This is a genomic window from Gordonia sp. (in: high G+C Gram-positive bacteria) (assembly GCF_049299075.1).
In the GTDB taxonomy this organism is placed as follows: domain Bacteria; phylum Actinomycetota; class Actinomycetes; order Mycobacteriales; family Mycobacteriaceae; genus Gordonia.
Genome location: NZ_JBAQWU010000041.1, coordinates 1 through 14,086, shown reverse-complemented (window position 1 = coordinate 14,086; position 14,086 = coordinate 1). Strand labels below are relative to the sequence as shown.

At 66.4% G+C, this 14,086-nt stretch carries 9 protein-coding genes; 8 read left to right on the top strand and 1 reads right to left on the bottom strand.

Annotated elements, in window-relative coordinates; all coding sequences use genetic code 11:
* A partial coding sequence (gene rpsH, locus WAW85_RS01520; RefSeq protein WP_422557898.1) for a 30S ribosomal protein S8 occupies positions 1-205 on the bottom strand: 205 nt, incomplete at its 3' end.
* A 341-nt stretch (positions 206-546) separates the two neighbouring features.
* Between rpsH and WAW85_RS01515 the strand changes: the two genes are divergently transcribed.
* The 8 genes from WAW85_RS01515 to WAW85_RS01480 form a co-directional block, all read left to right on the top strand.
* Positions 547-2,895: a protein kinase domain-containing protein gene (locus tag WAW85_RS01515; protein ID WP_422557897.1), complete on the top strand. Its 2,349-nt coding sequence runs from the start codon at positions 547-549 to the stop codon at positions 2,893-2,895.
* Positions 2,896-2,906: 11 nt separating this feature from the next.
* Positions 2,907-5,141: a protein kinase domain-containing protein gene (locus WAW85_RS01510; RefSeq protein WP_422557896.1), complete on the top strand. Its 2,235-nt coding sequence runs from the start codon at positions 2,907-2,909 to the stop codon at positions 5,139-5,141.
* A 45-nt stretch (positions 5,142-5,186) separates the two neighbouring features.
* Positions 5,187-5,927, top strand: a complete 741-nt coding sequence (locus WAW85_RS01505) for a DUF2127 domain-containing protein (RefSeq protein ID WP_422557895.1) — start codon at positions 5,187-5,189, stop codon at positions 5,925-5,927.
* A gap of 144 nt (positions 5,928-6,071) precedes the next feature.
* Complete coding sequence (locus tag WAW85_RS01500) at positions 6,072-9,797, top strand: nitrate reductase subunit alpha (protein WP_422557894.1); 3,726 nt, start codon at positions 6,072-6,074, stop codon at positions 9,795-9,797.
* Positions 9,797-11,461 carry a nitrate reductase subunit beta gene (gene narH, locus WAW85_RS01495; RefSeq protein ID WP_422557893.1) on the top strand — a complete coding sequence of 555 codons (1,665 nt, stop codon included), beginning with the start codon at positions 9,797-9,799 and terminating at the stop codon, positions 11,459-11,461. The genes WAW85_RS01500 and narH overlap by 1 nt, the downstream gene beginning before the upstream one ends.
* Entirely contained in the window at positions 11,461-12,237 is a 777-nt protein-coding gene (gene narJ / locus WAW85_RS01490) for a nitrate reductase molybdenum cofactor assembly chaperone (RefSeq protein ID WP_422557892.1), read from the top strand. The genes narH and narJ overlap by 1 nt, the downstream gene beginning before the upstream one ends.
* A 7-nt stretch (positions 12,238-12,244) precedes the next feature.
* Positions 12,245-12,991: a respiratory nitrate reductase subunit gamma gene (gene narI, locus WAW85_RS01485; protein WP_422557891.1), complete on the top strand. Its 747-nt coding sequence runs from the start codon at positions 12,245-12,247 to the stop codon at positions 12,989-12,991.
* Between the two features lie 11 nt (positions 12,992-13,002).
* Positions 13,003-14,086, top strand: a 1,084-nt coding sequence (locus WAW85_RS01480; protein ID WP_422557890.1) for an MFS transporter, incomplete at its 3' end; no start/stop codon positions are given.

The window sequence follows — 14,086 nt, the reverse complement described above, 5'->3', positions numbered from 1 at the left end:
TCTGTCCGTACTTCAGGGTTACGGTGAGCTTCTTGCCGACCTCGGCGTCTTCGACGCGGAAGTCGGTGATGTAGCCCTGACGCTTGAGGATCTCGGCGATGTTCACCTTGATCTTCGACGAGGGCAGCGACACCTCGTCGTGGTACGCCGAGTTGGCGTTACGCAGACGAGTCAGAAAGTCTGCGATCGGGTCAGTCATGGTCATGGTTGACCGTCAACCTTTCTCGTAGTGGTTCCCATACAGCGCCTATCGTCGGGTGTACCCCGTCGACCTGCGGTGGGCCTTCCACGAAGTGGATAGTTGTGCAAGGTTCTTCCCCACCGATGCCATTGGCTCTTCGCCAGCACCGGGAAGGTATGAAGTTGTAGCTCCCGGGGGCACAGTTCACCCGGGCAACCGCTCAAGTGTAGGTAGTCGACGGCCCAAGAGCCAAATCCCCGCCCCACCCCTCCCATCGGAGCGCCCCTCCTCGATGGCCATGCGACCGAAGCGAGTCGAAACCACCCTCGGGTACGCTGACCCGGCACATTAGTCAGGGGGCACTCGTGAGCACACTCCAACCGGGCCAGGTCTTCGCCGGCTACACCATCGAAGCCCTCCTCGGCGCTGGCGGCATGGGCGAGGTCTACATCGCCCGCCACCCCCGCCTGCCCCGCAACGACGCCCTCAAGGTCCTCGCGCAGGGCCTGGCGAACGACGACGCCTTCCGCCGTCGCTTCGAACGCGAAGCCGACGTCGTCGCCGGACTGTCCCACCCCAACATCGTGAAGGTCCACGACCGGGGCGAGTACGACGGCCGACTCTGGATCGCCTACGACTACATCGAGGGCCACGACCTCGCCGACACCGCCCGCCGCACCCCGCCGACACCGGAGCAGTCCGCCCGGATCATCAGCGAGGTGGCCGACGCCCTCGACGCCGCGGGCCGCCGCGGCCTGGTCCACCGCGATGTGAAGCCTGCCAACATCCTCATCGATGCCGACGGCCGCGCCCTGCTCACCGACTTCGGTATCGCTCGCACCGAGAACCAGGCCGCCACCCAGTTGACCGGCACCGGCACCACCCTCGGCACCGTCGCCTACGCCTCCCCCGAGCAACTCCAGGCACTGCCGATCGATCCTCGCTCGGACCAGTACTCGCTGGCCTGCACCGCCTTCGCGCTACTCACCGGTACCACGCCGTACCACGCCCACAGCGCCACCGCCGCCATCCTCGCCCACGTCCGCAACCCGATCCCGTCGGCCGCCGCACGACGACCCGCCCTCCCGCCGACCGTCGACGGCGTCTTCTACCGCGCCCTCGCCAAGAACCCTGCCGACCGGTTCACCACCAGCACCGAGTTCGCCGCAGCCTTGCGCGCGGCCTTGGCCGGCACAGCCCCGACCGTCGCGCTCACGCCGAGCGTTCCGCGGAACGCCCCAGCCGCCCCTCACCCGCCAGGCACCACCGGGCTGCCGCCGAGCGCCCCGACCGAGTACCTCCTCCCCGACTATCGGCAACCGCAGCCGAAGACCAAACGCCACCGCCTCCCGCTCATCCTCGGCACACTGATCGCCGTGGCGATCCTGGTCGTCGCACTCATCGTGGTACTACCTAGCAGCAACGACAACACCGACAAGACCGACAAGACCGCCGCGGCATCCGCGCCGAGCGTCAACCCGGAAGCCGCAACGCTGGATCAGATCCCGGTGTCGCCCAACCTGCCATCGCTGGCGAACAAGCCCGGCTCACCCGTGTGGGACTGGAAGCCGGACCATGACAAGTGGGTCGATGGACTCGTGCTTCTCGGCGGCACCGAGAAGGCCGTCGTCTTCGGCGAAGCGCGCAGCGACTTCGCTGACAACAAGATCACTCGCCGGAACATCCTCCATGTCGTCGACGCCGATACGGGCAAGACCCGCCATTCGATTCCGGTGCCGATCGACGACTACGTGTCGATGGACTCCTGCCAGGCATTCACCGCTTCCGAGTCGGCGATCTGCCTGGTCGACAGCAACTCCCGCGAGGGCTACACGTACGTGACGGTCGATCTGCTCGCGGGCACCGTCTCACCGGTCATCACCTCCGCGGGCCGTCAAGTGGCTACCACCGGCGACACCGCGGTAATCATTTCCGACGACGGCGTGGTGGCCTACGGTGCGGACGGGCGCAAGCGCTGGGAGGCCGCCGCCAGCTACCCGGAGACCGTCGATCCGCCGGCGCCGCTGCACGGCAGTCCGGTGGTCGAGGTCCGAGAGGGCGACGTGGTGACGTTGCGCTCGGTGACCGACGGCGCGATCCGCTACCGCAAAGACATGGCGAACGACCTCGCCTCCGCCGGCAACGGAAGCCTTTTGTGGACGCCGTTGCCCGACGGATTCGCGGTGACCGACGGCACCGAGACAGTGTTCTACGACGCGAATGGCCGCAAGACGAGCTCCATCCGTGATTGGCAGGTTCTCCGCTTCGACGAGCGTTACCAACGACGACCCGGGTACGTGACATCGCTGCCGATGGTCGTCCGCGACGATGCGATCGGTGCGGTGAATCCGGCGACGGGAACCCTGCTGTGGCAGCGCCCGATCGGTCGACCCCACCAGAATTACTCCGCGGGCGGCTTCGGCACCCACGTGATCATCACCGTCGGGGGTGGCGACAGTGCGTACCCGATCTATCTGGTCGACTGCTACCGCGGCACCGGCACGGCCGCCACGGGCATCGATATGGCCGAGGCGCTGGGCACCGACGGCACCCGACTGGCCATCTCCACCAACAGTTTTGAACAGTTGCGGGTGTTCGGCCCCGACAATAAGCAGCTGTGGGACCTCGCCGCAGCGACCACGACCGCGAGTACCGACGCACGGTTCGTTGCCGTCGGCGGCAAGGTCTACCAAGGCACGCGACGAGTGATCTGAGGACGACACCCATGACTCCGCTGAATTCGGGCGATCAGTTCGCCGGCTACACCATCGAGCGCCTCCTCGGTGCGGGCGGAATGGGCGAGGTCTACCTCGCCCAGCACCCGCGCCTGCCGCGCCGGGACGCACTGAAGATCCTGAATTCGTCCCTCGCTGCGAATGCCGACTTCCGTGCTCGCTTCGAGCGCGAAGCCGACACGCTGGCCGAGCTGCGGCACCCGAACATCGTCCGCGTCCACGACCGCGGCGAGACCGACGGCCACCTCTGGATAGCCCTGGAGTACATCGACGGCCCCGACCTGGCCGCCGTCATCGAGCGCGGTCCGATGCCGATCGATCAGATCGCGCGCGTCGTCGCCCAGGTCGCCGACGCACTGGATGCCTCGGCACGACGCGGCCTGGTCCACCGCGACGTCAAACCCGCCAACGTACTGCTTGCCGGCGACGGCCGCGCCCTGCTCACCGACTTCGGCATCGCGCGGGCCGCCGATGAGGTCAGCGAACTCACCGGCACCGGCACGATGATCGGCACCGTCGCCTTTGCCGCACCCGAACAACTGCAGGCACTTCCCGTCGACGCCCGCGCCGACCAGTACTCGCTGGCCTGCACTGCTTTCGCGCTCCTCACCGGCCATGGCCCGTACACCGCGGCCACGCCCACCGCCATGGTGCTCGCGCACGTGCAGGACGCCAGTCCAGCGCTGAGCGCACGACGACCCGGCCTGCACCCCACCGTCGACCAGGTCTTCTACCGTGCCCTCGCCAAGAATCCCGCCGACCGCTACGCCACCAGCGGCGAGTTCGCCGCCGCCTTGAGTCAGTCGCTGACCGCCCCGAAGGCCACGCCATCGGCGGCACCCCACCACACTCAGCGCACCCAAGGGTTCACACCCGATCCGCAGTCGAAGCGCTCCAAGCGCGTTCCGCTGATCGTCGGCGGACTGGTCGTCGTGGCTGCCCTCGTCACCGGCCTGGCGCTCTGGCTCACGGACCACGACGACGGCCGGTACACGAGCGAAGCCTTCGTCGAGTTCGATCCGTCCATGCCGACGGAACTGTCCCCCGAGGCCGCCACGCTAGAGCGCAAACTCGTGTCGCCGAATCTCGCCTCGCTGGACGCGGCGCCGCGGCAGGCGATGTGGTCGTGGACGCCGCCCGGTGACGGCACCAACGCGGCGATCATCGGCGGCACCGAGAAGTATGCGCTCGGCGGGGTGGCGGGCGACGACGGCGTGCGTCTGGCAGTCCTCGACGCCGAGTCCGGCCGCACTGTCGCCAGCATCACGATCCCCGATCTCCCCCGCGAGCTCCCCCGCAGGTGCCAAGTCTTCGACGGCACGCAGGTGCTGTTCTGCGAGGTCGCCAGCTATATCGGCGATGACAGTCGGCAGATGGCCTTCGCGGCCATCGACCTGGAGCGCGGCACCGCCTCGCGCCCGCAGATCACCGGCATCTCGGCACACTGGTTTGTTACCGGTGACCGAGCTGTCGTCGACGACGACCAGGGCCTGCACGCCTTCGATATCGCGGGCCGCCCGGCCTGGCAGGCACCGGGGATACATTCGGACAGCTTCAACAGCGTGCACGGTGCACCGGTCGTCGGCACTGACGACGACGGTGTCCTCACCCTCCGCTCGGTGCGAACCGGCCGCATAGTCCACACGTCGAAGGACTCTGGCGACCTCGATCCGACGTGGGCGCCGTTCCTCGGCGGATTCGTCGTTGCCGACGGCGACGACGCCGTGATTTACGACGCCGACGGCAAGAAACTGTCGACGGCGGCCGGCCGCAAGCCGATCGCCTACGAGAACGCAGCCCTGAACACGGTGACCCCGCTCCCGATCCTCCGCAACGCGGCGGCGCTCGGCGCGGCGAACCCGGCGACGGGCACCATGCTGTGGGAGCGCCCGGTCAGCGTCTGGCGACACAGCGGCGGCGTCGGCACCGCCTTCGCCTTCGCCCTGCCGCACAGCAGCGGCGCTGCACCCGAAGAGCCGGTCGGCCAGTACTGGCTGGACTGTTACACCGGTGTCGGCGGAAAGTTCACCGCAACCAGCAGCTTCCCGGTGGGCACCGACGGTGTCCGCTTCGCCGCCACCACCCAAGCGATGCAGCGCCTGCACTCCTTCGCCCCCGACGGCCGTCTCCTGTGGGAGCTCGTCCCGACGGACCCCTCCGTCGCGCTCATCGAATACCACGCCCACGGCGGCAAGATCTACCAAGCCAACCGCCGCGTCCTCTGACCGGCCACCGCACCACTGGGGTACCCGGCGGGTAGCGTGCCGGGGGTGACGATCGACTGGGAACTGCTGGCCTGCGGGTTCACCGGGCACGTGACCTTTCGGCCCGACGAGCCGGCGGCGGCCGCGCGCCTCCAGACCGCCACCTCGAGCGGTGCAGCATGGCGCTGCCTACGGTGCGGCGACTTCATTCTGGGGGAGCCCACGACGAGTGGGCCGACGGCGCAGGCACCGCAGGTCGCGCGCGGCGGGTTACTGCGCGACACCATCATCATGCGACTGCTGGCCCTCGACCGGTTTCTCCATTTTCTTGGGCTCACGGTGGTCGGCGCGGTGATCCTGGGCCTGCAGGAGACCGAGGGTGCGACCCTGCGCGAGCAGTTCCAGGCTGCCGTCCCGCGGCTGGAACCGGTCGCCACTCAGCTCGGCTGGAACGTCGCCGACTGGAAGAGTCTGCGCTTGATCGAGCAAGCCATCGCCCTGAGCCCCACCGCCGTCACCTGGATCGGTATCGCGGTCCTCACCTACGGGTTGCTCGAGCTCATCGAAGCCACCGGACTGTGGCTGGGCAAACGCTGGGGCGAGTATTTTTCGGTGGTGGTCACCGGCGTATTCATTCCGCTGGAGATCTACGAACTGGTCGACAAAGTGACCGTGTTCAAGGTCCTCGCCTTGGTCATCAACGTCGCCGCGGTGCTCTGGCTGATCTGGCGCAAACGGCTCTTCGGCGTCCACGGCGGCACCGCCGCCAACCGCGCCCAGCATCAAGCTGCGAGTTTCCTCGACTGAGCGGTGGTTTCGACACGCCTCCGCAGAACGTGGCGGGGTGGTCAAGGGACTTTGGACCAGAGTTCTCCGGCCCCTTTCCCATTGAATGCACTGCGTTTACTTTAAATAGGGCATAGGCCTTCTTATCGGCCTAGGGTTGATCGCATGAGCGGCACACCCACCACCCAAGGCGACGCAGCCCAAGCACTGCTCGACGTAGGTCGATTCTTCACCCGTTGGGACGAGACCGCAGACAAACGCGCAGTCTTCCGCGACGGCGGCCGCGAGGGCGACGTCTTCTACCGGAACCGCTGGAGTCACGACAAGATCGTCCGCTCCACGCACGGCGTCAACTGCACCGGATCGTGTTCGTGGAAGGTGTACGTCAAAGACGGGATCATCACCTGGGAAACCCAAGAGACCGACTATCCGTCCGTCGGCCCGGACCGCCCCGAATACGAGCCGCGCGGCTGCCCCCGCGGCGCCGCCTTCTCCTGGTACACCTACTCGCCCACCCGCGTCCGGCATCCGTACGCGCGCGGCGTGCTGCTGGAGATGTACCGCGAAGCCCGCAAACGCCTCGGCGACCCGGTCGAAGCCTGGGCCGATGTGACCGGCGACCCGCTGCGTCGCCGCGCCTACCAACGCGCCCGCGGCATGGGCGGCCTGGTCCGCGTCGGCTGGGACGAGGCCATCGAGATGGCGGCCGCCGCCCACGTGCACACCATCAAGACCTACGGCCCCGACCGCTGCACCGGCTTCTCCCCGATCCCGGCGATGTCGATGGTCAGCCACTGCGTCGGCACCCGCTTCATCCAGTTGATCGGCGGCGTGATGACGTCGTTCTACGACTGGTACGCCGACCTGCCGGTGGCCAGCCCGCAGGTCTTCGGCGATCAGACCGACGTCCCCGAGTCCGGCGACTGGTGGGATGCCACCTACCTGATGATGTGGGGCTCCAATGTGCCGGTCACCCGCACCCCGGATGCCCACTGGATGGCCGAGGTCCGCTACCGCGGCACCAAGGTGGTCACCGTCTCCCCCGACTACGCCGACAACACCAAGTTCGCCGACGAGTGGCTGCCCGCGCAGGCCGGCACCGACGCCGCGCTCGCCATGGCGATGGGCCACGTGGTGCTCAAAGAATTCTTCGTCGATCAGCAGACGGACTTCTTCAACGAGTACGTCCGCAAGTTCACCGATCTGCCGTATCTCATCGGCCTCGATGAGCACGAGCATGAGGGCGCACCCACCCTGGTCCCGGGCAAGTTCCTGACCTCCGACGAGGTGGCGCTGGGCAACGGCGACCACGATGTGTGGAAGACGGTGCTGATCGACGACGTGACCGGTGATCTGGTCGCCCCGCGCGGCTCCATCGGACACCGCTACTCCGACAGCGGTGAGGGCGAGTGGAACCTCGATCTCGGCGACACCGTCCCGCGACTGAGCCTGTACGACGACCCGGCCGCCGAGCGCGTCGAGATCAGCGTGCCTGCGTTCGACGCCCCCGACGGGTCCGGCTCGGTCCTGCGCCGCGGCGTCCCGGCCCGCCGCATCAACGGCAAGCTGCACACCACGGTGCTCGACCTGATGCTGGCCCAGTACGGTGTCGGGCGCGACGGCCTGCCCGGCGATTGGGCCACCGGCTACGACGACGTCAACACCGCCTACACGCCGGCCTGGCAAGAAGAGATCACCAGCGTGCCCGCCGAAGCGGCGATCCGCATCGCGCGGGAGTTCGCCCAGAACGCGCTCGACTCCGGTGGCCGCTCGATGATCATCATGGGCGCCGGCATCTGCCAGTGGTTCCACGCCGACACCACTTACCGCGCGATCCTCGCCCTGCTGATGCTCACCGGCTGCGAGGGCCGCAATGGCGGCGGCTGGGCGCACTACGTCGGCCAAGAGAAGTGCCGGCCGATCACCGGCTGGATCTCGCTGGCCAACGCCCTGGACTGGTCGCGCCCGCCGCGCACGCAGACCGGCACCCCGTTCTGGTACATGCACACCGACCAGTGGCGGAGCGACGGCTACTCGACCGGATCGCTGGCCTCACCGCTGTCCAAGGGCAGCCTGAACCACCAGCACACCGCCGACGCGATCGCCCAGTCCGCGCGCATGGGGTGGCAGCCGTTCTTCCCACAGTTCAAGACCAACTCGATTCAGGTCGCCGCCGACGCGCAGGCCGCTGTCGCCGCGGGCACCGCGGACAGTCCGGGATCCTTCGTGGCACAGGGGCTCTTCGACGGATCTATCGAACCGTCGATCTCCGACGTCGACGCCCCGGAGAACTGGCCGCGCACCCTGGTGCTGTGGCGCTCGAATCTGCTGGGCAGCTCCGCAAAGGGCGACGAATACTTCCTGCGGAACCTGCTCGGCACCCAGCACAACGTGCTCGGCAGCGAACTGCCCGACACCCCGCGCCCGCGCGATGTGAAATGGCACGAGCAGGCCCCCGAAGGCAAGCTCGATCTGCTGCTGTCGGCGGACTTCCGCATGACCTCCACGACGCTGCTCAGCGACATCGTGCTACCGGCGGCCACCTGGTACGAGAAGCACGATCTGAGCTCCACGGACATGCATCCGTTTGTGCATGCCTTCACCCCGGCGATTGACCCGCCGTGGGAGGCCAAGAGCGACTTCGACCTGTTCCATCTACTAGCCCAAGAGATTTCGCGTCAGTCGGTCAAACATCTCGGTACCGTGCCCGATATTGTCTCGCTGCCGAACCAGCACGACACCCCCGCCGAGGCGGCCGCGCCGCACGGCATCGTCGACGACTGGTTGGGCGGCGACAAGCCCGGCGTACCCGGGAAGAATCTGCCGAACTTCGTCGTCGTCGAACGCGACTACACGGCGCTGGCCGACAAGCTGTCCACTGTCGGTCCACTGGCCGATACCCTCGGCTTCACCGTCAAGGACGTCACCTTCGACATCGCCTCGCAGATCCCGAAGCTGGCCGCCAAGAATGGCGTCATGATGTCCGAATCGGGCACCTCGGTGGTCGACGGCCGCCCTGCCATTGACACCGACGTGAAGATGGCCGAGGCGATCTTGATGTTCTCCGGCACCACGAACGGAGAGTTGGCCGTCGACGGTTTCGAGAAGCTCGAGAAGCGCACCGGCAAGGAGTTCGTGGATCTGGCGCTCGGGTCGGAGGAGAAGCGGATCACCTTCGCCATGACCCAAGAGGGACCGCAGCCGGTGATCACCTCGCCGGAGTGGTCGGGCAGCGAGACCGGCGGGCGCCGTTACGCCCCGTTCACCATGAATGTGGAGCGGGACAAGCCTTTTCACACCCTCACCGGCCGCATGCACTTCTACCTCGACCACGACTGGATGCTCGATATCGGGGAGGCCCTGCCGATCTACCGGCCGCCGCTGGACATGCACAAACTGTTCAACGAGCCCAAGCTCGGTCCGAATGGCGACAAAGAGATCGTCGTCCGCTACCTCACTCCGCACAACAAGTGGTCGATCCACTCGGAGTACCAGGACAACTTGTTCATGCTGTCGCTCTCGAGGGGTGGGCCCACCGCGTGGTTGTCGCCTGAAGATGCGGCCGCGATCGACGTCGTCGACAACGACTGGATCGAGTGTGTGAATAACAACGGCGTCTTTGTCGGACGCGCGGTGGTCTCGCACCGCATTCCCGAGGGCGTCACCTATGTGCACCACGCCCAGGAACGCACCATCGACGTCCCCAAGTCGGAGGCGACCGGTAAACGCGGCGGCATCCACAACTCGGTGACCCGCGTGCTGGTGAAGCCGTCGCATTTGATCGGCGGATACGCGCAGCTCTCGTACGCCTTCAACTATCTCGGGCCGACCGGCAACCAGCGCGACAACGTGTCCACAATCCGCAAGCGCAGCCAGGAGGTGACGTACTGATGCGAGTCATGGCACAGGTCGCGATGGTGATGAATCTCGACAAATGCATCGGCTGTCATACGTGCTCGGTGACCTGTAAGCAGGCGTGGACCAACCGCGCCGGCACCGAGTACGTGTGGTTCAACAACGTCGAAACCCGCCCCGGCCAGGGCTACCCGCGCCGGTACGAGGACCAGGAGCAGTGGAAGGGCGGCTGGCATCTCAACCGCCGCGGCCAGTTACGGCTACGCACCGGGGGCCGCCTGCAGAAGCTGGCGACAATCTTCGCCAGCCCGGTCCAGCCCACTCTCGAGGACTATTACGAGCCGTGGACCTACGACTACGAGAACCTGATCAGCGCGCCGCTCGGCGACGACATTCCGGTGGCCCGACCCAAATCGCTGATCACCGGCGAGGATATGAAGATCACCTGGTCGGCGAACTGGGACGACAACCTCGGCGGTAGCGCAAAGACGGCAGAACTGGACCCGATCCTGCAGAAGCTCCGGCAGGAGTCGTCGGACAAAATCAAGTTCTCCTTCGAGCAGGCCTTCATGTTCTACCTGCCACGGATTTGCGAGCACTGCCTGAATCCGTCGTGCATGGCCTCGTGCCCTTCCGGCGCGATCTACAAGCGCGAAGAAGACGGCATCGTGCTGGTCGACCAGGACCGCTGCCGCGGCTGGCGGCAATGCATCACCGGCTGCCCGTACAAGAAGATCTACTACAACCACCGCACCGGCAAAGCCGAGAAATGTACGTTCTGTTACCCGCGTATCGAGGTGGGCCAGCCGACTGTCTGCTCGGAGACCTGCGTGGGTCGGCTGCGCTATATCGGGATCTTCCTGTACGACGCCGATGCCGTCACGGCAGCCGCGGCGACGCCGAACGAGCAGGACCTCTACCAGGCCCAGCTCGACCTGATGCTCGACGCGAACGACCCGCAGATCATCGCCCTGGCCCGCGCGGCCGGAATCCCCGACGAGTGGATCAACGCCGCCCAGCGTTCCCCGGTGTACGCGCTGGCCAAGAAGTACAAGGTCGCGCTGCCGCTGCATCCGGAATACCGGACCATGCCGATGGTCTGGTACGTGCCGCCACTCTCGCCGATCGTCGACCTGCTGACCGAGCAGGGGCACGACGGCGAGGCCGCCGACAATCTGTTCGGCGCCATCGACACGCTGCGCATTCCGATGGAGTATCTCGCCGAGCTGTTCAGCGCTGGCGATGTGGACGTGATTCACAACGTCTTGCGCAAGCTCGCCGCGATGCGCAGCTATATGCGCGATGTGGCCCTCGGCCGGGAGCCCAACGAGCTGATCCCGGCGTCGGTCGGCATGGACGAAGAGTCGATCACCGAGATGTATCGCCTGATGGCGATCGCCAAATACGAGGACCGCTATGTGATCCCCACGGCGCACGTAGAGCAAGCGCACAACTTGGAAGAGTTGGGCTGCTCGCTAGATGTCGAAGACGGTCCGGGCATGTATGAGTCCGGCCCCTTCGGCGAGTCCAGCGGCCGACCCACCCCGGTGTCCCTGGAAACTTTCCAAGCTCTCAAACAGCGTCAGACCAGCGACCGTGCCGCCGACGCGGAGACTCTCCGCCATCGGGTCAACCTGCTCAACTGGGACGGCAACGGCTCCCCCGTTTCGTCGCCGGCCGACGCCGCGAAAGACAGCTGATGCGCTCCCCCGCACGATCCCTGAGCACCGCAGTCCGATCCCTGAGCGATTCGGCCCGATCCCTGAGCGATTCGGCCCGATCCCTGAGCTTGTCGAAGGGTCACCGTGTAGCGAAGGACCACCGCGTCGTCTACCAAGTCGCATCGCTGGCTCTCCAATACCCCGACGACACCCTGCTCGCCCAGGTCCCGTTGCTCGACGCTGCGATCGCCGAGGCTGGCTCGGCACCGTCGAACACAGCCTTGCGGCGCCTCGTCGACCATCTAGCGACCACCGACCCCGACGGCTTGCGCCGCGACTACGTCGACCTGTTCGATCTGTCGCGCAGGCACACGTTATACCTGACGTACTGGTCGGACGGCGATACCCGCCGGCGCGGTAGCGCACTCGCCGATATCAAGGCGCTGTACCGCGAATCGGACTTTCTGTGCGATACCCGCGGCGAGCTCACCGACTATCTGCCGATGGTCCTGGAGTTCACCGCCCGGGTGAACCCGGACGGCGGTCGTGCGCTCCTCATCGAGCACCGCGCGTCCCTGGAATTGATCCGGATCGCTTTGCAAGAGAAGGGCTCTCCGTACGCTGACGCACTGGTCGCGGTATGCGCGACGCTCCCCGGCGATGCTCCGCCCGACAAGGCGAGTGCCCTGGCCCTGCGTCCGGCCCCGCCGGCCGAGCGCGTCGGCCTGGACGCCGGCGATCCGCGTCTGCTTCCGCTGTTCACCACCACCGAGATGGCTGTTCTTAAGGACGGCCCCCCACGAAGAGGAAGGTGAGGGCACGATGGGTGTCTTTCTGTGGGGCGTGATCCCCTACATCGCATTGCTGTCGGTGATCGGCGGCACCATCTGGCGGTACAAGTACGATCAGTTCGGCTGGACGACGCGCTCCTCGGAGCTGTACGAGTCCAAGCTGCTACGCATCGGTTCCCCGCTCTTCCACTACGGCATTCTCGTCGTGGTGATCGGGCACGTGATGGGCTTGCTGATCCGCGAATCGTGGACCGAGTTCTTCCACATCACCGAGACGCAGTACCACTGGGTCGCGGCGGTGGGCGGGCTGATCGCCGCAGTCGCGACCATCGCCGGTGTGGCGATCCTGATCTATCGTCGTCGAACGGTGGGGCCGGTCTTCGCCGCCACCACCCGCAACGACAAGTTGATGTATCTGGTGTTGGTGGCGGCGATCATCGCGGGCACCTACATCACCATCGTCGGCATGATTCATCCGCACGACCCCGGAGTGAACTACCGCGAGACGGTGTCCCCGTGGTTCCGGTCGATCTTCCTGTTGCAGCCGGACATCACCGCGATGGAGGCGGCGCCGACGCGCTTCCATGTGCATGTGCTGATCGGCATGGCGCTGTTCATTCTGGTGCCGTTCACCCGCCTGATCCACATGTTCACCGCACCACTGCACTACTTGTTTCGCCCCTACATCGTCTACCGCAGTCGCGACGTCAGTAGGGTGCCCGGCGCCCAGCCGGTGCCGTCCGCGTGGGCACCCATCGGCACCAAAGACCGGAAGTGACAGGACCGCACATGACCACGACCCTCGACCCCACCGCGCTGCCGCCGGGCGTCACGAAATCGGCGCAGACCAAAAACCTGACGCTGGCCTTCTTCGCCTTCATGCTCACCTTCTGGGCCTGGAACCTGATCGCGCCGCTCGGCGTCTTCTACGCCAGCCCCGGCCAGCTGGATCTGAACTCCACCCAGAAGTCGGTGCTCATCGCGGTACCGATCCTGGTGGGCTCGCTCGGGCGCATCGCGGTGGGTGTGATGACGCCGAAGTACGGCGGCCGGATCATGTTCACCGGACTGTGTCTGATCTCGGCACCGTTCGTGATTCTGGTGGCGGTCGCCGGCTCGATGAAGTCGTATCCGTTGATGATCGTCTTCGGGTTCTTCCTCGGTATCGCGGGCACCAGCTTCGCCGCCGGTATTCCGTTCTTGAACAACTGGTACCAGCCCAGCCGCCGCGGCTTCGCGACTGGCGTTTTCGGCGCCGGAATGGGCGGCACCGCACTGTCGGCATTCTTCACTCCGCGGTTCCGCGAGTGGTTCGGCTACTTCCCGACGCACGTCATCATGGCGGTGGCGCTGGTCGTCATGGCGGCCATCACGTGGATGTTCATGCGCGATGCGCCGACGTTCACCCCAAGCGCGGAACCGGGTCTGCCGAAGCTGGTCGACGCGATGAAGCTGCCGATCACCTGGCAGATGAGTTTCCTGTACGCGGCGGCCTTCGGCGGCTTCGTCGCCTTCTCCACGTATTTGCCGACGTACCTGAACGACGTCTACGACATCGCCGATCTGAAGTCGGCGGGCGCCCGTACCGCCGGGTTCGCGATTGCGGCGGTGATCGCTCGTCCGATCGGCGGGGTGCTCTCGGACCGGTTCGGTCCACGGATCATCACCGCGATCTCGTGCGGCGGCGCAGCAGTCCTAGCTGTCTGGATGATCTTCAAACCCGACCTGGGCTCCGGGCTGGCCGCCGTCGACTTCATCCTGATGGCCGTGATGATGGGGATGGGTGCCGGTTCGGTGTTCGCGTGGGTGTCCCTCGCTTCCCCGGCCGCCCGAGTGGGCGCGGTGACCGGTCTGGTCGGCGCGGCCGGAGGCC

Excerpts from the sequence above, each read along its gene's own strand:
- WAW85_RS01500 (WP_422557894.1), top strand. The coding sequence starts at position 6,072 with ATGAGCGGCACACCCACCACCCAAGGCGACGCAGCCCAAGCACTGCTC.
- narI (WP_422557891.1), top strand. The coding sequence starts at position 12,245 with ATGGGTGTCTTTCTGTGGGGCGTGATCCCCTACATCGCATTGCTGTCG.
- narJ (WP_422557892.1), top strand. The coding sequence starts at position 11,461 with ATGCGCTCCCCCGCACGATCCCTGAGCACCGCAGTCCGATCCCTGAGC.
- WAW85_RS01510 (WP_422557896.1), top strand. The coding sequence starts at position 2,907 with ATGACTCCGCTGAATTCGGGCGATCAGTTCGCCGGCTACACCATCGAG.
- narH (WP_422557893.1), top strand. The coding sequence starts at position 9,797 with ATGCGAGTCATGGCACAGGTCGCGATGGTGATGAATCTCGACAAATGC.